Origin of the sequence: Conexibacter stalactiti (assembly GCF_033542075.1) — a bacterium.
GTDB classification, from domain to species: Bacteria; Actinomycetota; Thermoleophilia; order Solirubrobacterales; family Solirubrobacteraceae; genus Conexibacter; species Conexibacter stalactiti.
Genome location: NZ_JAWSTH010000039.1, coordinates 1 through 19805 on the forward strand (window position 1 = coordinate 1; position 19805 = coordinate 19805).

The 19805-nt window shown below is 73.4% G+C and carries 16 protein-coding genes; 3 read left to right on the forward strand and 13 right to left on the reverse strand.

The genetic code is table 11. The features are described 5' to 3' along the window. The 3 genes from R7226_RS15345 to R7226_RS15355 all read left to right on the forward strand — a co-directional run. Positions 1–1542, forward strand: a 1542-nt coding sequence (locus R7226_RS15345) for a helix-turn-helix transcriptional regulator (protein ID WP_318598059.1), incomplete at its 5' end; no start/stop codon positions are given. 84 nt (positions 1543–1626) lie between these two features. Beyond that, a complete protein-coding gene (locus tag R7226_RS15350; protein ID WP_318598060.1) occupies positions 1627–3108 on the forward strand; it encodes an MFS transporter in 1482 nt (493 codons plus the stop codon). A gap of 10 nt (positions 3109–3118) precedes the next feature. Next, positions 3119–4213, forward strand: coding sequence for an AI-2E family transporter (locus tag R7226_RS15355; protein WP_318598061.1), 1095 nt, complete (start codon positions 3119–3121; stop codon positions 4211–4213). On the opposite strand, the gene R7226_RS15360 is transcribed toward R7226_RS15355, so the two are convergent. The 13 genes from R7226_RS15360 to R7226_RS15420 form a co-directional block, all read right to left on the reverse strand. Next, entirely contained in the window at positions 4210–5442 is a 1233-nt protein-coding gene (locus tag R7226_RS15360) for an alpha/beta hydrolase family protein (protein WP_318598062.1), read from the reverse strand. The two genes, R7226_RS15355 and R7226_RS15360, sit on opposite strands and share 4 nt — an antisense overlap. Beyond that, positions 5442–6032, reverse strand: coding sequence for a DUF3159 domain-containing protein (locus tag R7226_RS15365; protein ID WP_318598063.1), 591 nt, complete (start codon positions 6030–6032; stop codon positions 5442–5444). Before R7226_RS15365 ends, R7226_RS15360 begins: the two co-directional genes overlap by 1 nt. 46 nt (positions 6033–6078) lie before the next feature. Beyond that, on the reverse strand, positions 6079–7299 hold the full coding sequence (locus R7226_RS15370) for a winged helix-turn-helix domain-containing protein (protein ID WP_318598064.1): 1221 nt from the start codon (positions 7297–7299) through the stop codon (positions 6079–6081). A gap of 103 nt (positions 7300–7402) precedes the next feature. Continuing rightward, on the reverse strand, positions 7403–8869 hold the full coding sequence (locus R7226_RS15375) for an alkaline phosphatase PhoX (RefSeq protein ID WP_318598065.1): 1467 nt from the start codon (positions 8867–8869) through the stop codon (positions 7403–7405). Positions 8870–9100: 231 nt separating this feature from the next. After that, positions 9101–10546 carry a gamma-aminobutyraldehyde dehydrogenase gene (locus R7226_RS15380; protein WP_318598066.1) on the reverse strand — a complete coding sequence of 482 codons (1446 nt, stop codon included), beginning with the start codon at positions 10544–10546 and terminating at the stop codon, positions 9101–9103. Further along, the gene (locus tag R7226_RS15385) at positions 10543–11724 is read right to left on the reverse strand and encodes an aminotransferase class I/II-fold pyridoxal phosphate-dependent enzyme (protein WP_318598067.1); all 1182 of its coding nucleotides are present in this window, start codon (positions 11722–11724) and stop codon (positions 10543–10545) included. The genes R7226_RS15380 and R7226_RS15385 overlap by 4 nt, the downstream gene beginning before the upstream one ends. Continuing rightward, complete coding sequence (locus tag R7226_RS15390; protein ID WP_318598068.1) at positions 11721–13073, reverse strand: aminotransferase class III-fold pyridoxal phosphate-dependent enzyme; 1353 nt, start codon at positions 13071–13073, stop codon at positions 11721–11723. The genes R7226_RS15385 and R7226_RS15390 overlap by 4 nt, the downstream gene beginning before the upstream one ends. Beyond that, positions 13070–14713: a phytoene desaturase family protein gene (locus R7226_RS15395; RefSeq protein ID WP_318598069.1), complete on the reverse strand. Its 1644-nt coding sequence runs from the start codon at positions 14711–14713 to the stop codon at positions 13070–13072. Before R7226_RS15395 ends, R7226_RS15390 begins: the two co-directional genes overlap by 4 nt. After that, positions 14710–15639 (reverse strand): ABC transporter permease, encoded by a 930-nt coding sequence (locus R7226_RS15400; RefSeq protein ID WP_318598070.1) that lies wholly within the window; start codon positions 15637–15639, stop codon positions 14710–14712. Before R7226_RS15400 ends, R7226_RS15395 begins: the two co-directional genes overlap by 4 nt. Next, positions 15639–16487, reverse strand: a complete 849-nt coding sequence (locus R7226_RS15405; RefSeq protein WP_318598071.1) for an ABC transporter permease — start codon at positions 16485–16487, stop codon at positions 15639–15641. The genes R7226_RS15400 and R7226_RS15405 overlap by 1 nt, the downstream gene beginning before the upstream one ends. Next, on the reverse strand, positions 16484–17572 hold the full coding sequence (locus R7226_RS15410) for an ABC transporter substrate-binding protein (RefSeq protein WP_318598072.1): 1089 nt from the start codon (positions 17570–17572) through the stop codon (positions 16484–16486). The genes R7226_RS15405 and R7226_RS15410 overlap by 4 nt, the downstream gene beginning before the upstream one ends. A 19-nt stretch (positions 17573–17591) precedes the next feature. Continuing rightward, complete coding sequence (locus R7226_RS15415) at positions 17592–18680, reverse strand: ABC transporter substrate-binding protein (RefSeq protein ID WP_318598073.1); 1089 nt, start codon at positions 18678–18680, stop codon at positions 17592–17594. Beyond that, entirely contained in the window at positions 18677–19804 is a 1128-nt protein-coding gene (locus R7226_RS15420; RefSeq protein ID WP_318598074.1) for an ABC transporter ATP-binding protein, read from the reverse strand. The genes R7226_RS15415 and R7226_RS15420 overlap by 4 nt, the downstream gene beginning before the upstream one ends. Position 19805 lies beyond the last annotated feature (1 nt).

Consider the following 19805-nt stretch of genomic DNA (forward strand, 5'->3'; position numbering starts at 1 on the left):
CTGCTGCTCGACGCCGCTGGCGCCGCGACCCGCGCCGGCGACCCGCGGCTGGCCGCGCAGCTCGCCGCGCTGGCGGTCGAGGGCGGCGCCGGCTTCGACGGCTCGCTGCTGCTCGCGCGCGCCCACGCCGCGCAGCACCGCTTCGAGCTGGCGGAGGAGGTGCTCGCGGCGATCGAGGGCCAGGCGCCCGACCCCGACGCCGCCTTCGCCTACCTCGAACTGCGGATCGAAGGGCTGTTCTGGGCGCTGCGACGCAGAGACGAGCTGGTCGCGCTGATGCGGCGCGCCGGCGAGTGGTGGCCCGACGACGACTGGCGGCGCCGGCTGCAGCCGCTGCTGATCTACTCGACCGCGGCCCACGCCGAGGTCTTCGGCACGCTCAGCGAGCAGACCGCGAGAACGCTCGCCGACCCCGCGCTCGACCCCGAGGTGCGCCGTCAGATGGAGCCGCTGCACGTCGCGCAGCTGTTCTACGCCGGCCGCACGCGGGAGGCGCGCGAGCTGGCGACGCGGATCCGCCCGCCGATCCCGCTGGCGGGGCAGTCGGAGGAGCTGGCGCAGATCCTCTGGAGCACCGTCGCGTACGAGTGCGGCCTCGAGTGGGCGACGCTGGAGCGCGAGCTGGCCGACGTCTTCGCGCAGGCGGTGCGCGCGGCCGACAGCGTCGCGGCCGGCTTCACCGCGGTCGGGATCGGCGCGCTGCGGCTGGCCGCCGGCCAGGTCCCCGACGCGATCCGCTGGCTGGCCGAGGCGGAGCTGCAGCTGGAGCGACGCGACGCGATCGGCGTGCTCGCGATCACGCGCTCCTACCAGGTGCTGGCCGCCCACGCCGCCGGCGACGCCGACCGCGCGCTGGCGGCGGCGGCGCGGATGCACGCGACCTTCGGCGGCGAGACGCCGCTGCCCAACCAGCAGCCGTACGTCGCGCGCGGCGACGCGTGGGCGGCGGCCGCCGACGGCGAGCGCCCGCGCGCGCAGGAGCTGCTGCTGGGCGCCGTCGGCGGCCTCGGCACGATGCCGCTCTACGCCGCGCTGCTGACGCACGACGCGCTGCGCCTCGGCGCGCCCGCGAAGCGGATCGCGGCGCCGCTGAGGGCGCTCGCCGAGCGGACCGACGCGCCGCTCGCCGCCGCATGGTCGGCGCATGCCGCCGCGAAGGCCGCCGACGACGGCGTCGCGCTGGTCGCCGCCGCCGACGCCTTCGAGGCGATCGGCGCGCTGCGCTGCGCCTGCGAGACCGCCGCCGACGCGGCCGCCGCCTTCCTGCGCGCCGGCCGCGAGGACTCCGCGCGCCGCGCCGCCGCGCGCAGCCGCGAGCTGCACGAGCGCGGCAGCGGCGGCACGCCGCCGCCGATCGACGGCCTCGACGGCCCCGCCGTCGCGCTCACCCCGCGCGAGGCGCAGCTGGTCGAGCTGGCCGGGCGCGGCCTCTCCAACGCGGAGATCGCCGACCGCCTCGTGCTGTCGGTGCGGACGGTCGAGTCGCACATCTACCGCGCGATGCAGAAGCTCGGCGTACGTGACCGCCGAGAGCTGGGATAGCAGTGCAGTAGTCGGCTACTGAGGTCAGGGCGCGAAAGCCGGCTTACGGTCCTGGCCGTACCTGCCGACTAAGGAGACGTGCCCATGCCTTCCGCTGCTGCCTCACCGAACAAGAGACTCGTCCTCGTCGCGATGATCTTCGCCGTCGCGATGATGTTCATCGACCAGACGATCGTCGCGCTCGCGATCCCCCAGCTCGACCGCGACCTGTCGCTCTCAGCCACCGGTGGTCAATGGATCATCAACGGCTACCTGCTGTCGCTCTCAGCGCTGTTCGCCTTCGGCGGCAAGCTCTCCGACGTGCTCGGCCACCGCCGCACGGTCACGATCGGCGTCGTCGGCTTCGCCGTCTGCTCCGCGCTCTGCGGCGCGACCCCGACCGGCGACGTCGGCGAGACGTGGATGATCGTCTTCCGCATCCTCCAGGGCGCCTTCGCCGCGCTGCTCTTCCCCGCCGCGCTCGCGATCGTCGTCGCCGCCTTCCCGCTGCGCGAGCGCGGCCGCGCGCTCGCGCTCTTCTTCGGCGTCACCGGCGGCCTGACCGCCGTCGGCCCGCTCGCCGGCGGCTACCTGACCGAGTGGACCTGGCGCGCGATCTTCTGGATCAACATCCCCGTCGCGATCATCGCGCTCGTGCTGATCGCGAAGTCCAAGCCGGCGCAGAACCCCCGCCCCAGCCGCATCGACTACCGCGGCGCGGTGCTGATCTCGGCCGCGATGGGCCTGATCGTGCTCGGCCTGCAGCAGGCCTCGACGTGGGGCTGGGACGACCTGCGCACGTGGGCCTGCATCGTCGCCGGCATCGCGCTGCTGGGCGCGTTCGTCGCCTCGCAGCTGAAGCAGAGCGAGCCGCTGATCCAGGTGCGGATCTTCGCCCAGCGCGCCTTCGCCGCCGACAACGCGGTGCTGTTCCTGATGTCGGCCGCGTTCGTGCCGCTGTTCTTCTTCGCCTCCGTCTACGCGCAGGCCTCGCTCGGCTACGACGCCAGCTCGGCCGGCACGCTGCTGCTCGTCTTCTTCGGCGGCTTCGTCGTCGCCTCGCAGTGGGGCGGCAAGATCCTCGACGACAAGGGCGCCAAGCCGGCCGTCGTGCTCGGCTGCGCGCTCGCCGCCGTCGGCTTCTACCTGTGGGGCACGCAGCTGCCGGACCTGAACTTCAGCGATCAGTGGTACTACCTCGCGCTCGCCGGCGCCGGCATCGGCCTCGTGCTCGGCCCGGTCAGCACCGACGCCGTCAACCGCGCCCCGAACACCAGCTACGGCGAGGTCACCGGCATCACGCAGACGACGCGCAACTTCGGCGCCTCGCTCGGGCTGGCGATCATGGGCTCGATCTTCGCGACCGAGAGCGCCTCGCACGCCGGCGGCAGAGCGCTCGCCGACACCGCTCAGCTCGACGTCGCGCACGCGACGCAGACGGTCGTCTGGATCATGGCCGGCGTGATGGCGGCCGCCTTCCTCGTCGCGAGACTGTGGATGCCGAGCGGCCGTGTCGAGGACCCGCTCGAGGCCGCCGCGGCGGCCGACGAGACCGCCGCCGCGCCGGAGACGCCGGCCGCGGTGTGAGGATGCCGGTGTGAGATCGGCCGACGTCGCCCGCAGCGTCACCGTCGCCGCGCTCGTCGCGGGGCTGCTGTACGTCGCCTGGCTGCTGCGCGACGTCGTGCTGCTGGCCGTCCTCGCCGGCTTCGTCGCCGTCGCGCTGAGCGCACCGGTCGCCGTCATCCAGCGGCGGCTGCGGCTGCCGCGCGCGGCGGCGATCCTGCTCGTCTACGTCCTGATCGCGTCCTTCCTGGTCGCGATCGGCCTGCTGATCGTGCCGCCGTTCGTGACCGAGGTCGAGCACCTGCTGAGAGCGCTGCCGCGCTACGTGCGCGAGCTGGAGGACTCGGCGCTGATCGCCAGATGGGACAAGCAGTACGACCTGATCGGCAAGCTGCAGTCGCAGGCCGACAGACTGCCGTCGCTGGTCGGCGGCGCGGTCACGGAGCTGGAGACGGTGACCGTCGGGGCGCTGGAGCGGATCGTCGAGCTGGTCGCCGTGCTGGCGGTCGCCTTCCTGCTGCTGCTCGACGCGCCGCGGCTGCTGAACTTCGTCTTCGAGCAGCTGCTGCCGGAGGAGCGGCGCGAGCAGGCCAGACGCGTCGCGCAGCAGTCGGCGTCAGCGGTCGGCGGCTACGTCGCCGGCGTCTTCGCGGTCGCGGCGCTCGCGGGGCTCGTCTCGTTCTTCGTGATGACGATCCTCGGGATCCCCTACGCGGTGCCGCTGGCGGCGCTGATGGCGCTGTTCGCGATCGTGCCGCTGGTCGGCTCGGTCGTCGGCGCCGCGGCGATCGCCTTCGTCGCCGCCTTCTCGGGCGTCGAGACGGCGGTCGCCTGGATCGTCTTCTTCGTCATCTACCAGCAGTGCGAGACGCACATCATCGGCCCGTTCGTCTACCGTCGCGCGGTCGACATGCGGCCGGTGCTGGTGATCCTCGCCGTGCTCGCCGGCGCGACGCTGCTGGGCGTGCTCGGAGCGCTGCTGGCGATCCCCGCCGCCGCGACGATCCAGATCGCCGTGCGCGAGTGGTGGGCGCTGCGGCAAGCGCGGCGCGCGGAGGCGGCGCCGGGCGAGCCGGCGCCCGCCGACGCGATGCCGCCAGGCGCCGCGCCGGCCGACGCCTCCTAGCCCAGCCGCTCTTCCAGCCAGTCGAAGATGCGCGCGTCTCGTGCGGCGGAGGCGAGCGGCTCGCAGTGGCGGCCGGCGCCGTCGGCGGCGGCGAACGGGGCCAGCTCCGCGACGCCCGGCAGCAGGTCGTGCAGCTGCCGCGACTGGCCGGGCCAGAACTGCTCGCCCTCGGGGTCGGTGATCAGCAGCGGCGTGTCGATCCGCGCGACCTCGTCGCCGAGGCGGTACCTGGCGACGGTGCGGTAGAGCGCGTAGCGCGACTCCTGCTCGACGCCGTACGGCTCGCCGCGGAAGCTGAGCGTCGCGCGCGTGGCGGCGGAGAACAGCTCGCCGAGGTGCATGTTGCGGTCGAACTGCGCCTGCTTGCCCTGCTCCAGCTCCTTGCGCAGCGCGCCCGGCAGCGGGTCGAGCCACGAGGTCGCGACGTCGACGACGCCGGGGTCGACGACGGCGGCGGCGAAGCGGTGCTCGAAGGCGAGCGCGCGCGGGACCCAGTAGCCGGCCTGGCTGACGCCGATCACCGCGACCCGCGCCGGGTCGACCTCCGGCCGCGTCAGCAGCGTGTCGAGCACGGGCGTCAGCACCGCCTCCCAGTCGGGCCGGAAGGGAATCCCGGCGTCGAACAGCGTCGACTGCTGGCCGGGGCCGTCGAAGGTCATCCAGTGCCAGCCGCGCTCGCTCGCGGCGGCGCCGCCGTGCAGCCACATCTGCGACGTGGCGCCGTCGCTGCCGTTGTTGACGACGACCGTCGGGCGCCGCTCGCCGGGCGCGGCATCGGGGGCGCGGAAGAACCAGCCCGGCAGCGTCGTGCCCTCGTAGGGGATCGCGATCCGCTCGCCCGGCACCGGCGACAGGTCGACGATCCGCTCCCAGCAGGCGCGCTGGCGCTGCCAGATCTCCGGCCGCCGCTCCAGCTCCGAGCTGGCCGCGATCGTGTAGAGCGCGGTCGCGTAGTACGTCGCGGCGCGGCGGTAGTGCGCGAGCGCGCTGACGCGGCGCCCGGCCTCCTCGGCCGCTCTCGCCGCCGCCCAGACGGCGCCGGCCGTCGCCGTCCACTCGCGCAGCCACGCGTCGGCGTCGCCGTCCTTGATCCGCGCCGCCGTCGCCAGCACCTCGCCGACGTCGGCGCCGTTGCGGTAGCTCGCGCCGAGCGCCGCCTCGAAGCCGAACTGGAAGTCGTCGTGGCCGAAGGTGGGCTCGATCGCGGGCTTGGCCGTCGAGTGGATCATCAGCGGCTCCCGCGGTCGGCGGCGAGCGGAACGGCCGGCGGCGCCTGGCGCTCGTCGCCGGCGGCGTCGCTGATGCGCGCCGTCCGCTTCGCCGCCCACACGATCAGCACGACCGGGATGACCCAGTTGAAGATCGTGTTGCCGCGCTGCGTGTCGATCGCGGCGGCGATCAGGTGCGACGGCACCATCGCGACGAAGACGAGGCCCCACATCGTCGTCAGCTCGCGGTTGACGCGCTTGAACGTCGGCGAGTCCCAGTGCTCGGGCGGGACCGACTCGCGCGCGTACTGCTCGGTGAAGGGGACGAACCGCAGCGAGCCGAGCGCGATCAGCCCGAGCAGGCCGGCGGCGATCGCGCGCGCGTACTCCGACAGCCAGTCGGCGTCGCTGCCGACCGCCAGCGCGACGACGGAGAAGCCGGCGAACGCGGCGATCGCCCCGAGGTCGAGGATCTTCGGTCTGCCGGCGGCGAACGACGGCAGGCCGATCGCGATCGAGGCCGCGAGCGCGACCAGCGCGGCGGCGACCGAGTCGTGCTGGGAGATCGTGCCGAACAGGATCCACGGCACGAACGCGATGTAGATGTTCATGGCAGCGAGTCTCCGCGGCGCACGCCCCGCGGTCCTCAGTAGTGCGCTACTGCACTGTCAGCGCAGCCTCCAGCGCCGGCGCGAGATCGCCCCTGCCGGCGACCGCGACGCCGCGCTCCAAGCCCAGCCAGCCGGCGACCGAGCGCAGCTCGGCCGCCAGCTCGGCGGCGACGTGCGCGGGGTCGGCGCCGTCCTCGGCGTAGGCGCCCTGGACCCGCAGCAGGCCGGCCTGGCGGTCGGACTTGAGGTCGACGCGGGCGACGAGCGCGTCGCCGAGCAGGAACGGCAGCACGTAGTAGCCGTGGATCCGTCTCGCGGCCGGCGTGTAGATCTCGATCCGGTAGCGGAAGCCGAAGATCCGCTCGGTCCGCGGGCGGAACCAGACGAGCGAGTCGAACGGGCTCAGCAGCGCGCGCGCTCTGACGGCGCGCGGCCGCCGCGCGCCCGGCCACAGGTAGGCCGGCGCCTCCCAGCCCTCGACGGTGACCGGCTCCAGCTCCCCGGCTGCGACCAGCTCCGCCACGCGCTGCTTCGAATCCGCGCGCGGGAGCCGGAAGTAGTCGCCGAGGTCGGGCTCGGTCGCGACGCCGTACGCTCTCGCCGCCACCCGCACCAGCTCGCGCTGGGACTCCTCGACCGGCGGCGTCGGCTGCGCGAGCACGGCGGCCGGCAGCACGCGCTCGGGCAGGTCGTAGCGCCGCTCGAAGTTGATCCGCCGCGCCGCCGTCACCTGGCCCGACCAGAAGAGCCACTCGAGCGCGACCTTGCCCTCGTGCCAGTTCCACATCTCGCCCGCTCTGCGCTGCGCCCGCTCGGCGCCGGTGTCGGCCGCCCGCACCGGCCCCTGCTCGGCGACGAGCGCGAGCACGTCGGCGACCAGCTGCGGATGCTCCTGCGCGATCCGCCGCACGCCGCCCCAGGCGTCCCTGTCGGCGCGCGCCATCCGCCAGCGCAGGTGCGGCTGCAGCGCCAGCGGCACGAGCGAGGCCTCGTGCGCCCAGTACTCGAACATTTCGCGTCTGACGGGACCGTCGCTGTGCGCGGTCATGCGGTCGAGCGCCGCGCGCGGGTACGGCCCCAGGCGCGAGTAGAGCGGCATGTAGTGGGTGCGCGAGAAGACGTTGACGGAGTCGAGCTGCAGCAGCCCGATCTGGCCGATCGTTCTGCGCAGGTGGCGGGCGGTGACGGCGCCGGCCGGCCGCCTGTCGGCGAAGCCCTGCGCCGCGAGCGCGATGCGACGCGCCGCGCGGGCGCTGAGATCTGGCATGCGGGAATCGTTAGCAGGCGCGCGGGCGGCGGCGCGCGGCGGGGCGAGGCGGCGGGGCACGGGAGGGCGCCCGAGGGAGCGCCCTCCCGCCGTATCGATCGGGTCAGGCCCAGCCGTTCTCCCAGGGCCCGGTGATCGCGTACGTCTTGCCGGGGTTGGAGATGCTGACGAACATCCACTTCCCATCCGGCGAGTAGCAGAGGCCCGACCACTCGGAGCGGCCGATCGGCCCCGGCTTGGGGAAGTCCTCGTCGTCGTACTCGTGCAGGTCCAGCGGCGCGTCGTTGCGTGCGAACGGCTCGATCTTGCCCTGCGGCGAGAGGATGCGGATGTAGTTGTCGCCGCCGTCGACCTCGTTGCCGTCGCCGCCCTCGCACAGCATCACGCCGCCGCGCGGGCTGATCTCGAGCCCGTCGGGGCAATCGAGCGTCTTTCTCCCCGGCGACTCGTAGACGAGCGTCAGGATCCCGCCCTGGCGCGCGGTCGGGCCGGGCGTGTAGCGCCAGATCTGGCCGACCTCGGCGTCGCCGCCCTCGGTCGCGGAGAAGTAGACGTGGCCGCGGTGCCAGCGCGCGCCCTCCAGCCCGACGAAGCTCGCCGCGCCCTGCGCCAGCCCCTGCTGGTAGACGGCGTCGGGATGCTTGTCGGCGTCGCTGGGATCGGGGTCTCTGATCGTCACCCACTCGCAGCGCAGCCGCTTGCCGACCTTCTGGCCGCTGGCGGTGTCATATCTCGAACGGCCTTGGACGCACAGCATCTGCAGCACGCCACCGCGCTGCAGCTTGCCTCTCGTGTGCGGCAGGAAGCGGTAGAAGCCGTCGGCCGGGTCACCGTTGTCCTCGGTGATGTAGACGATCCCCGTCTTCGGGTCGACAGCGCAGGCCTCGTGCTCGAAGCGGCCCATCGCCTTCAGCGGCACGGCCTCGACCGGGCCGGTCGCGTCGAGCGGCACCTCGAAGATGTAGCCGTGGTCCTTCTCGAAGCCCTGGCGGCGGCCGTCGGTCATCTCCTCGCACGTCAGCCACGAGCCCCACGGCGTGAGCCCGCCGTTGCAGTTGTTGGCGGTGCCGGCGAGCACGACTGCGGAGGCGACGTGGATCCCCTTCTCGGTGTCGAAGATCGCCTTCGTGACGCCGCCCGGAGCTGAGCGGTCGTAGGCGCCCTTCGGCGCCATCGCCTTGCTGATCGTCTCCTCTTCGTGATTGCGGAAGATCGCCGCCTGGCCCTTGACGCCGGCGCCGACGCAGGCCGAGCCGTCGTGGTTGCCGGGCAGCTTGTTGCCGTCGCTCATGACGGTGCCGAGCGCATCGAAGGAGACTGCGCGGAACCCTCTCGGCAGCGACATGTCGCCGCCGGTCTTGACGAGCGGCCCGTAACCGCGCTTGCCGGTGCGGGCGGCGACGCCGCGCAACTCCTGCGCGAAGGCGTCGCCGGCGCCGGTCGCCGCGAGGATGTGCGCCGCCACCGAGGCGCCGGCGACGTAGCGGGCGCCGCCGCGGATGACGTCGCGGCGGCTGTGCCGCGCCGCGGACATGTCGTTCCCGTCCGCGTCGAACTCGACATCGGCCATCTTCGTGCTCCTTCTGCTGCGCGGACGCGCCGTCCCAAGTCCGCGTATGGATTGTGGAACAATCAGGGTCACGGTGATTGTTCAACAATCACAAGGCTGAGTCAAGGGCAAAGCAGTGAAGAACGGGTGAAAGTTCAGTGACTCCCGTTCGCTCGATTGAGTCGCCGGGAACGACGAACGGCCCGGCGCCGCGGGGCGCCGGGCCGGGTCACGCGCGAGCGCGCGGCGCGCTCAGTCGAGCTTTGCCATCACATGCTTCAGCTCGGTGTACTCCTCCAGCGCGTAGGCCGACAGGTCCTTGCCGTAGCCAGACTGCTTGAAGCCGCCATGCGGCATCTCGGAGACGAACGGGAGGTGGTCGTTGATCCAGACGCAGCCGAAGCGCAGCTGCTTGGCGGCGCGCAGCGCGCGCCCCACGTCGCGCGTCCAGACTGACGCCGCGAGGCCGTACGGGGTGTCGTTGGCCCACCGCAGCGCCGTCTCCTCGGCGTCGGCGCGCTGCACGGCGATCACCGGGCCGAAGACCTCCTGCTGCACGATCTCGGCATCCTGGCGCGGGCCGGCGAGCACCGTCGGGGCGACGAAGAAGCCGGCGTCGCCGACGGCGCTGCCGCCGGTCAGCACCTCCGCCCCGCCGTCGGCGGCGCGCGCGACGAAGCCGAGCACGCGCTCGCGCTGGCGCGCGGAGATGACGGGGCCCATGTCGATCTCCTCGACACCGGCCGGATCGCCGACGCGGACCGCCGCCATCGACGCCGCGAGCCGCTCGCGCAGCTCCTCGTAGACGCCCGGCGCCGCGATCACGCGCGTCGCGGCGGTGCAGTCCTGGCCGGCGTTGAAGGTCGCGCCGATCGTCACGGCGGCCGCGACCGCCTCCAGGTCGGCGTCGTCGAAGACGACGACCGGCGCCTTGCCGCCCAGCTCCAGGTGGACGCGCTTGAGCGTCGCCGCCGCCTCCGCCGCGATCCGCTTGCCGGTCGCGACCGAGCCGGTCAGCGAGACCATCCCGACGCGCGCGTCGCGCACGAGCGCGGCGCCGACCGGATCGCCGTCGCCGGTGACGACGTTGAGCACGCCTGGCGGCAGCGCCTCCAGCGCCAGCTCGGCCAGCCGCAGCGTCGAGAGCGGCGTCAGCTCCGACGGCTTCAAGACGATCGTGTTGCCCGCGGCAAGCGCCGGCGCGATCTTCCAGATCGCCATCTGGAACGGGTAGTTCCACGGCGTGATCTGGCCGACGACGCCGATCGGCTCGCGTCGCAGCATCGACGTGTAGCCGCGCATGTACTCGCCCGCGGCCTTGCCGTCGAGGACCCGCGCGGCACCGGCGAAGAACTGCAGCTCCTCGACGCAGACGGGGAACTCCTCGCGCGCGGCCGGCAGCGGCTTGCCGGCGTCGCGCGACTCCAGTCTCGCCAGCTCCTCGCTGTGGCGCTCGACCAGCTCGGCCAGCTTCAGCAGCGCGACCTGCCGCTCCTGCGGCGTCGTCTGCCCCCACGTCTCGAACGCCGCGGCGGCGACGCTGACGGCATGCTCGACGTCGGCGGCGCCGCCGCGCGGCACCTCCGCCAGCGACGCCCCGGTCGCCGGCTCGACGATCGTCTGCGTCGCGCCGTCGCGCGCGTCGAGCAGCTCGCCGCCGACGACGTTGCGGTAGGGCCCGGTCGGGAAGTCGCTCATCGCTGCACCTCGCTCGTCACTGCCTCGATCGCCTGCTGCACCTGCGCGGCGCTCAGCGCCGCCGACGCCTGCAGCCGCACGCGCGCCGTCCCCTCCGGCACGACCGGATGGCCGAAGCCGGTCACGAACAGGCCGCGCGCCAGCAGCCGCTCGCTGACGGCGACCGCGGTCGCCGTCTCGCCGACGATCACCGGCACGATCCCGGAGTCGCCCGGCAGCGGCCGCAGCCCGCGCGCGGCGAGGCCGTCGCGCAGCGCGGCGGCGTTGGTGCGCAGCCGGGCGACGCGCTGCGGCTCACGCTCCAGCACGCGCAGCGCCGCCAGCGCGCTGCATGCGACCGTCGGCGGCAGCGCGTTTGAGAAGAGCTGCGGGCGGGCGCGCTGCTCCAGCACCGCGCACAGCTCGCGCGAGCCGGCGACGAAGCCGCCCGCGGCGCCGCCCAGTGCCTTGCCCAGCGTCGAGACGATCACGTCGACCTCGCCCAGCAGACCGAACTGCTCAGGCGTGCCGCGGCCGCGCTCGCCGAGCACGCCCGTGCCGTGCGAGTCGTCGAGCACGAGCACGGCGTCGTGCGCGCGGCACAGCTCGACCAGCCGCGGCAGCGGGACGAGGTCGCCCTCCATCGAGAAGACGCCGTCGCTGACGACGACGCGGCGCACGCCGGCCGGGACCTCGCGCAGCGCCGCCTCCAGCGCCGCCATGTCGGCGTGCGCGTAGACGCGCTTGCCGGCCGGCCGCGCGCGGCGGATCGCGTCGACGATCGAGGCGTGGTTCAGCTCGTCGGAGAGCACCCACGTCTCGCGCCCGGCGCAGAGCGCGCCGATCGCCGCCTCGTTCGCCGCCCACGCCGAGGTGAAGGTCAGCGCCGCCTCGGTCCCGACCCAGCCGGCGAGCGCCTGCTCCAGCTCCAGGTGGCAGTCGAACAGGCCGCAGATGAAGCGGACCGAGGCGGTGCCGGCGCCGTAGCGGCGCAGCCCCTCGATCCCCGCCTCGACGACCTCGGGGTGAGCGGCAAGGCCGAGGTAGTCGTTGGAGCTGAGCACGAGCACGTCGCCGTGGCCGGCCATCCGCACGAGCGGCCCCTGCGGGGAGCCGAGCGGGCGCAGTCGCTTGCGCGTGCCGGCGGCGTCGAGCGCGGCCAGCTCGGCCGACAGCTCGGTGGCGAGCGTGGCGTTCATGCCGCGACCGCCTCGTCGAGCGCGTCGCCGACCAGCTCCAGCGCCGTCCGCAGCGCGGCCGGCGGCATCAGCAGCGACGGCTGCAGGTTCAGCGACGTGGTCGAGGAGTCGCCGAAGACGCCGCGCCGCAGCGCGCCCGCGGCGACCGCCTCCTGCAGCTCCCCGTCGCGCTCGCGCGTGGCGCGGTCGCGCACCAGCTCCAGCGCCGCGAAGCAGCCGCGCACGCGCACGTCGCCGACGGCGGCGTGGCGCTCGCGCAGCGGCTCCAGCACGTCGCGCGCGACCAGCTCCAGCGCGCGCACGTTCGCGAGCGTCTGCTCGGACTCGATCAGGTCGAGCGTCGCCAGCGCGGCGGCGCAGGCGCCGGGCAGCCACGCCCACGTCGAGCCGGTCGGCACGTCGGCGAAGGAGCCGGCGGCGCGCTCGCTGCCGAGCACCGCGCCGATCGGCATCACGCCGCCGCCGAGCGCCTTGCCGAGGCAGATCAGGTCGGCCTCGACGCCGATCCGCTCGCTCGCCAGCAGCGTGCCGGTGCGGCCGATCCCTGTCTTCACCTCGTCGAGGCAGAGCAGCCAGCCGTGGCGGTCGCAGAGCGCGCGCAGCGCCGGCCAGAAGGCGGCCGGCGGCTCCAGCACGCCGCCGGAGCCGGCGAGCGGCTCGATCACGACGCCGGCGACCTCGCGCGGGTCGACGGCGTGGAAGAGCAGGTGGTCGGCGATGAAGTCGACGGTCGCGTCGCCGCTGCCGCCGGCGCGCGGCGGCGCGAACGGCGAGCGGTAGTCGTGCGGGTAGGGGACGTGCACGAAGCCGCCGCCGAGGCCGCGCATCCCGCCCGAGATCTCGTGGTGCTCGGCGCCGAGCGAGGCGGTCGCGGTCGACTCGCCGTGGTAGCCGCCCATGAAGCCGATCACGACGCTGCGACCGGTCGCGCGACGCATGAACTTGATCGCGATCTCGACCGCCTCGGTGCCGTTGAGCGCGATGTCGACCCGCTCCATCCCGGGCGCGAGCGCCAGCAGCCGCTCGGCCAGCGGCGCCATCAGCGTCGAGGCGACCGCGTGCGAGTCCTCGTTGCCGTAGCGGCGCATCGCCTCGAAGGCGGGCTCCAGCAGCTCCGGCCGCGCAGCGCCCAGCGGCACCGACGCCGAGGCGGAGGCGAGGTCGAAGATCACGTTGCCGTCGACGTCGGTGATCGTGTAGCCCTCCTTGCGCTCCGCGACGAACGGCGCCAGCCCCTCGCCGGTGCCGGGGTAGAGCGACGCGCGCGTGCGCTCCAGCAGCTCGCGGCTGCGCGGACCGGGCGGCTCGCAGACGATCGACGGCGCGGCGGGGCCGGCGAGCGGCGTCATCCGCGCGCCCCGACGAGCGCTCGCAGCTTGCCGCCGACCCCGCCGCGGTCGCGCACGACCTCGCGGGCGCAGTTGCGGCCGTTGGCGCCGGTCACACCGCCGCCGGGATGGGTGCCGGCGCCGCAGAGGTAGAGGCCGGGGAGCGGCGTGCGGTAGTCGGCGTGGCCGCGCACCGGCCGCAGCGTGAACAGCTGATCGAACGACATCTCGCCGTGGAGCGCGTGGCCGCCGGTCATGTTGAAGCGCCGTTCGAGGTCGAGCGGGCTCAACACCTCGCGGTGGAGGATCGAGCCGGGCAGGTTGGGGAAGTGGCGGCCGATCCGCGCGATCGCGTCGTCGGCGACCTGCTCCTTGATCGCGTCCCAGTCGCGCCCGCCCGACAGCCTGTACGGCTGCGAGTTGAGGTCGATCGTGACGACGTGCGTCCCCTCCGGCGACAGCGAGCTGTCGTGCACGGTCGGGATGCACAGCTCGATGTGCGGCGCCTGCGCGGGGATCCCCGCGCGCGCCTGCGACTGCTGGCGGTCGAGGTCGGCGAGCGTGCCGCTGATCTCCATGATCCCGCGGTGGAAGTCGCCGACGACGCCGGCGCCGGGATCGAGCGCGTCGAGCGCGATCCGCGGCAGCTCCGAGACGCCGAGCGTGACCTTCACGCTCGTGCCCTCGCAGCGGTAGGCGCGCACCGACGCGAGCAGCCGCTCGGGCAGCAGCGCCGGCTCGACCAGCTCCAGGTAGGTCCGCTTCGGGTCGGCGTTGGAGAGCACGACCGGCGCGTGCACGACGCCGCCGCCGGCGAGCGCGACGCCGCTGACGCGGCCCTCCTGCGCGAGCACCTGCTCGACCTCGACACCGGTGCGGATCTCGGCGCCGGCGTCGCGCGCCGCCTCCGCCAGCAGCGCGGTCACGCGGCCGATCCCGCCGCGCACGAAGCCCCACGAGCGGATCCCGCCCTCCGGATCCTCGGCGGCGTGGTCGTGCAGCAGCACGTAGGCGGTGCCGGGCGTCGACGGGCCCGACAGCGAGTCGTTGATCGCGTGCCAGCCGAACGCGGCCTTGAGGTGGTCGGACTCGAACCACTCGTCGAGCAGCTGCGTCGCCGAGGTCGCGAAGGCGAAGAGGGCGTCGTCGACTCTGCTGCGGAAGCGCGCGCCGCGGGCGCCGAGCCGCAGCAGGTTCGGCAGCTCGCGCACGCTGCGCGTCGTCAGGTCGGGCGGCGTCACGTCCATCATCGGCGTGATCAGCGCGGCGACGCTCGCCAGCCACGCCTCGAAGCGCGGGAAGGCGTCGGCGTCGGCGGCCGAGAAGCGCGCGATCTCGGCCCGCATCGCCGCTTCCTCTTCGTGCACGAGCAGATGCTGCCCGTCGTCGAACAGGTGCAGCGCCGGCCCGGCCGGATCGACCTCGAGGCCACGCTCGGCCAGTCTGAAGTCCTGCCAGATCTGCTCGCGCAGCATCGACAGCACGTAGGCGCCGCTGGAGGCGTGGAAGCCGGGCGCGAACTCCTCGGTGACGCAGGCGCCGCCGACGACGTCGCGCCGCTCCAGCACGACCGTTCTCAGCCCGGCGCGTGCGAGGTAGAAGGCGGCGACGAGGCCGTTGTGGCCACCGCCGACGACGACGGCGTCGTACTGCTGACTCATGAGGAGGTCTCCAACCGGTTGATGCGGGCGAGGCGGAACGCGACGAGCGAGAAGAGCGCGGAGGCGAGCAGCAGCAGCATCGACATCGCCGCCCCGCCGTTGAGGTCGCCGCTGCCGAGCACGAGGTCGTTGACGGTGTTGCCGAGCATGTAGCCGCTCGGCCCGCCGACCAGCGTCGGGGTCGCGAAGTCCGTGAAGAGCGGGATGTAGACGAGCAGCAGGGCGATGAAGACGCCGGGCGCCACGAGCGGCAGCAGCACGCGCGTCAGCGTCGTCCACCAGCCGGCGCCGAGGTCCTTGGCGGCCTCGAACATGCGCTTGTCGACGGCCTTCATCGCGGCGTAGATCGGGATCGCCGTGTACGTGATCCAGCTCGTCGAGAGCACGACGATGACGGCGAAGCGGCTGAACAGGAGCGCGTCGACCGGCTGGTCGACGATCCCCAGCGACATCAGCCCCGAGTTGATGATCCCCTCGCGGCCGAGCAGCATCCGCCAGGCGTAGATGCGGACCATCGGGCTCAGCTCGTCGGCGAGCACGAGCGCCAGCAGCAGCGGGATCTCGAAGCGGCCGGCGCGGAAGGCCATCACGTAGGCGAGCGGGAAGGCGATCAGCAGCTGCACCGCCATCGCGATCGTCGCGATGTAGAGCGTGCGCAGCGCGACGTCGGCGTAGAGCGAGTCCTGGAAGATCGAGGTGTAGTTGGCGAAGGTCGGGCCGACCTGTCCGCTGACCGGACCGTGCTGGAAGGAGACGATCACCATCGCGATCATCGGCCCGAGGAAGAGCGCGCCGAGCAGCGCGACCGACGGCGTCAGGAAGCCGGCGGCGCGCGCCCACGCGGCATGTGTGCGCGAGCGGCGGGGCGCGGCGGCGGCCGGGGCCGGGGCCGGCGCGGGGGACGGCCCCTGGGCGACGGCGCTCATCAGCGCACCGCCCCCGTCAGCAGGTCGCCCAGCTGGCCCTCTTCGCCGCGCTTGCGCGCGATCCGCTTCATCGCGAACCAGGCGCCCATCACGAGCGCGACCTGCGCGACCGAGATCACCGTCGACATCGCGTTGACGACCGGCAGGTTGCTGGCGTGGCGCAGGACCGAGAAGACCCACACCGGGAACGTCTGCTCGTAGCCGCCGGTGAAGAACGAGATCTCGAAGTTGTTGAACGACCACGAGAAGGCGAAGATGCCGGCCGCCGCCAGCGACGGCCCGAGCTGCGGCAGCATCACCCAGCGGACCATCTGCCCCTGCGTCGCGCCGAGGTCGATCGCCGCCTCCTCGACCGAGCGCTCGAAGCGCACGAGGCCGGCGGAGACGATCGCGACGACGAGCGGGAAGGTGCAGACGATGTGCATCGCGGTGACGGTCGTCAGCGACAGCGGAATCCCGATCTGCGAGAAGAGGATCAGGCCGGCGACGCCGATGATCAGCCACGGCACGACCAGCGGCGCGCCGTGCAGCGCGGCGACGGCGCCGCGGCCGCGGAAGCGCACGCGCGTCAGCCCGACCGCCGAGGCCGTCCCCAGCACGAGGCAGACCGGCGTCACGATCGAGGCGACCAGCAGCGAGTGCAGCACCGCGGTGCGCGCGGCGGGATCCGAGAAGGCGTCCGAGTACCACTGCGTCGTGAAGCCCTCGAACGGCAGCGAGATGACGGTCGAGTCGTTGAAGGAGAAGACCGCGAGCAGCAGCAGCGGCCCGAAGATCACCGTCATCGTGAACGCGACGAAGAGGACGCTCGCGATCGTCGCGAGCCGCTCTCTGGCGGTCTGGCTCATCCGCCGGCCTGGATTCGCTGGAACGCTCTCTCGTACGCCGCCACGTTCTCCGGCTCGGTCTCCGCGATCGCGTGCTCCAGCGATCTCGGGTCGGCCGTCTCGCGATCTCTCGCGGCGACCTTCGGCAGCGCCTTCTCGTTCGTGATCACGAAGCCCTGCGCGGCGGAGACGGCCTGCGTCGCCGGCGACAGGTAGTCCTCGATCAGCGCGTAGGCGGCGGGGATGTTCTTCGCCTTGCTGGTGATCGCGAAGCCGCAGACCCACGAGATCACGCCCTCTCTCGGCGCGACCCATCTGACCGGGATGCCCTCGTCGAGCATCTCCTGCGCGCTGCCGCGGCCGGCGTTCATCGCGACGACCTCGCCGGTCTTCATCAGGTTGACGAGGTCGGCGTCGGAGGTCGGGAAGGCGCGGAACTGCTCGCGCTGGTCGGCGAGCTGCTGGCCGACTCTGGCGACCTCCTCGTCGCTGAGCGCCATCGGGTTGTCGTAGCCCTGCGCGAGCGCGGCGACGGCGAGCGCCGCCAGCGTGTCGCCGCTGTCGAGCGCGACTCTGCCCTTCAGCGCCGGGTCGAAGAGGTCGGCGTAGGAGTCGATCCCCTCCGGCAGGTCGTCGCTGTTGTAGACGAGCCCGGCGGGGCCGGCCGAGAGCGGCGCGACGTACGCTCTGCCGTCCTGCACGACGCCGGGCGCCTCACGCAGCGACGGCACGATGTCGTCCCATGTCGAGATCCCGGCGGTGTCGAGCGGCCGCAGCAGGTTGCGTCTGACGAGCGGCTGCATCTCGTCGAGGCAGACCTCGACGACGTCGGCCTCGAAGCCGCCGGCGAGCTTCGCCGCCGCCTCCTGGTTGGACTCGAACGTCGCCGTCTTGACCTCGAGGCCGGGGTTGGCGCGCTTGAACCGCGCCAGCATCTCCGGCGCGATCGTGTCGTCGTAGCTGAAGATCCGCAGCGTGCCGGTCTGCGGTCTGCCGTCGGCTCTCGGCGCGGTCGCGACGGCGGTCGTGCCGCTGCTGGAGCCGCAGCCGGCGACGGCGACCGCCACGGCGACGGCGGCCAGCGGGAGGATGTGAGCTGCGCGCATCTGCGTTTCCTCTCTCGGGTCAGCCCGCTTGGAGCCGCGCCCAGGCGCGCGTCCAGCGGTCGTAGTCCTGCGGCTCCTCTTCGGCGATCGCGCCCTCCAGCACGGCGGGATCGGCGGTCCTGCGCACTTCCGGCCCGACGAGCGAGAGCGCGTCGGGCGTCGTCACGACGTAGCCGTTGCGGGCGCGCAGCGCCTGCGCCGGCTTGCTGAGGAGGTAGTTGACGAGCTTGTAGGCGGCCGGCACGTTCTTCGCGCTGGAGGCGATCCCGAAGCCGCAGACCCACGTGATCAGTCCCTCTCGCGCGCGCACCCACCTGACCGGCACGCCGGCCTCGCGCAGCTGGAAGGCGAGCCCGCGGCCGCCGTTCATCGCGATGACCTCGCCGCTCTTCATCAGGTTGACGGCGTCGGCGTCCGACTGCCAGAAGGCGCGGATCCCGTCGCGGTGCTCGGCGATGTGGGCCATCACCCGGTCGAGCTGCGCGTCGCTGAGCGTCAGCGGGTCTCTGATCCCGAGCGCGAGCGCCGTCTCGGCGATCGTCGGCAGCGGGATGTCGCCCTCCAGCGCCACGTTCCCCGCCAGCGCCGGGTCGTAGAGGTCGGCGAACTCGTCGATCCCCCGCGGCAGCTTCTCGGTGTTGTAGATCAGCCCCTCCGGGCCGGCCTCCAACGGCACGACCATCAGCCTGCCCTCGGCGTCGCGGACGCCGTCGGCGTCGCGCATGCTCGGGACGATCCGCTCGAAGCCGGGGATGCCCGCCTCCTCCAGCGGCCGCAGCTGGCCGGTCGCCGTCAGCGGGCGGATCTCGTCGAGGCAGACCTCGACGACGTCCGCCTCGAAGCCGCCGCGCAGCTTCGCCGCCGCCTCCTCGTTGGAGTCGAACGTCGCCGTCTTGACCGTCACGTCGGGATTGGCGGCCTTGAACGGCGCCAGCATCTCCTCGTCGACCGAGTCCTCGTAGGCGAAGACGCGCAGCGTGCCGGTCGCGGGCGCGTCGGCGCTCGCGGGCGCCGTCGCGACCGCGGTGGTGCGCGTGCCGCCGCAACCGAGTGCGCCGCCGGCGAGCGCCAGCGCGAGCAGCGCGGCGGTCCCGGCGGCGGCTCTCATGCCGCGACCTCGGAGACCGACGCCGCGGCGCCGGAGCCGATCACGAAGGAGCGGTCGGCCGGCCAGCCGAGCACGACCGGATCGCCCGGCCGCAGCCGCGTGCCGGGCTCGTCGTCGGCGAGGCAGTGGGCGACGAGGCGGCCGCCGTCGTGGTCGAGGTCGACCAGCAGCTGCGTCATCGAGCCGAGGTAGACGACGTCGGCGACGCAGCCGGGCAGGCGCGACCAGCCGGCGGCGTCGTCGGGCTCGATGCGGATCCGCTCGGGGCGGATCGTCAGCTGATGGGTCGCGCCGAGCGCGCCGCCGGGGTCGGGCGCCAGCAGCCGCGCGCCGTCGCCGAGCCGCATCGCGACGTGGCCGTCGGCGCGCTCGTCGACGCGCAGCTCCAGCAGGTTGGAGACGCCGATGAAGCCGGCGACGAAGGCGGTCGCGGGACGCTCGTACAGCTCGCGCGGGGCGGCGAGCTGCTCGACGACGCCGTTGGACATGACCGCGATCCGGTCCGACATCGTCAGCGCCTCCTCCTGGTCGTGCGTGACGTAGACGAAGGTGGTGCCGGTCTCGTGGTTGAGCCGCTTCAGCTCCAGCTGCATCTCCTTGCGCAGCTTGAAGTCGAGCGCGCCGAGCGGCTCGTCGAGCAGCAGCGCGGCGGGGCGGTTGACGAGCGCGCGGGCGAGCGCGACGCGCTGGCGCTGGCCGCCGGAGAGCTGGGCGGGCCGGCGTCCCTCCAGCCCGCCCAGCCGCATCGCCGCGAGCGTCTCGGCGACCCGCTCGCGCGCCTCCGTGCGCGCGACCCGCTTCACTCTCAGGCCGAAGCCGACGTTCTCCGCGACCGTCATGTGCGGGAACAGGCCGTAGTCCTGGAAGACCATGTTGAGGTTGCGCTTGGCGGCGCCGACGCCGGTCACGTCCTCGCCGCGCAGCAGGACCCGGCCGCTGTCGGGCCGCTCGAAGCCGGCGATCATCCGCAGCGTCGTCGTCTTGCCGCAGCCGCTGGGGCCGAGCAGCGAGAAGAACTCGCCCTCGACGATCCCCAGGCTGACGGCGTCGACGACGAGCGCGTCGCCGAAGCGCTTGGTGACGGCGTCGACGACGATGCCGTCGGGCGCGGCGCTCTCGTTCATG

What these genes read in the sequence shown, in the direction of transcription:
- R7226_RS15350 (WP_318598060.1), top strand. Translation starts at nt 1,627, where the DNA reads ATGCCTTCCGCTGCTGCCTCACCGAACAAGAGACTCGTCCTCGTCGCG.
- R7226_RS15360 (WP_318598062.1), bottom strand. Translation starts at nt 5,442, where the DNA reads ATGATCCACTCGACGGCCAAGCCCGCGATCGAGCCCACCTTCGGCCAC.
- R7226_RS15365 (WP_318598063.1), bottom strand. Translation starts at nt 6,032, where the DNA reads ATGAACATCTACATCGCGTTCGTGCCGTGGATCCTGTTCGGCACGATC.
- R7226_RS15370 (WP_318598064.1), bottom strand. Translation starts at nt 7,299, where the DNA reads ATGCCAGATCTCAGCGCCCGCGCGGCGCGTCGCATCGCGCTCGCGGCG.
- R7226_RS15375 (WP_318598065.1), bottom strand. Translation starts at nt 8,869, where the DNA reads ATGGCCGATGTCGAGTTCGACGCGGACGGGAACGACATGTCCGCGGCG.
- R7226_RS15380 (WP_318598066.1), bottom strand. Translation starts at nt 10,546, where the DNA reads ATGAGCGACTTCCCGACCGGGCCCTACCGCAACGTCGTCGGCGGCGAG.
- R7226_RS15385 (WP_318598067.1), bottom strand. Translation starts at nt 11,724, where the DNA reads ATGAACGCCACGCTCGCCACCGAGCTGTCGGCCGAGCTGGCCGCGCTC.
- R7226_RS15390 (WP_318598068.1), bottom strand. Translation starts at nt 13,073, where the DNA reads ATGACGCCGCTCGCCGGCCCCGCCGCGCCGTCGATCGTCTGCGAGCCG.
- R7226_RS15395 (WP_318598069.1), bottom strand. Translation starts at nt 14,713, where the DNA reads ATGAGTCAGCAGTACGACGCCGTCGTCGTCGGCGGTGGCCACAACGGC.
- R7226_RS15400 (WP_318598070.1), bottom strand. Translation starts at nt 15,639, where the DNA reads ATGAGCGCCGTCGCCCAGGGGCCGTCCCCCGCGCCGGCCCCGGCCCCG.
- R7226_RS15405 (WP_318598071.1), bottom strand. Translation starts at nt 16,487, where the DNA reads ATGAGCCAGACCGCCAGAGAGCGGCTCGCGACGATCGCGAGCGTCCTC.
- R7226_RS15410 (WP_318598072.1), bottom strand. Translation starts at nt 17,572, where the DNA reads ATGCGCGCAGCTCACATCCTCCCGCTGGCCGCCGTCGCCGTGGCGGTC.
- R7226_RS15415 (WP_318598073.1), bottom strand. Translation starts at nt 18,680, where the DNA reads ATGAGAGCCGCCGCCGGGACCGCCGCGCTGCTCGCGCTGGCGCTCGCC.
- R7226_RS15420 (WP_318598074.1), bottom strand. Translation starts at nt 19,804, where the DNA reads ATGAACGAGAGCGCCGCGCCCGACGGCATCGTCGTCGACGCCGTCACC.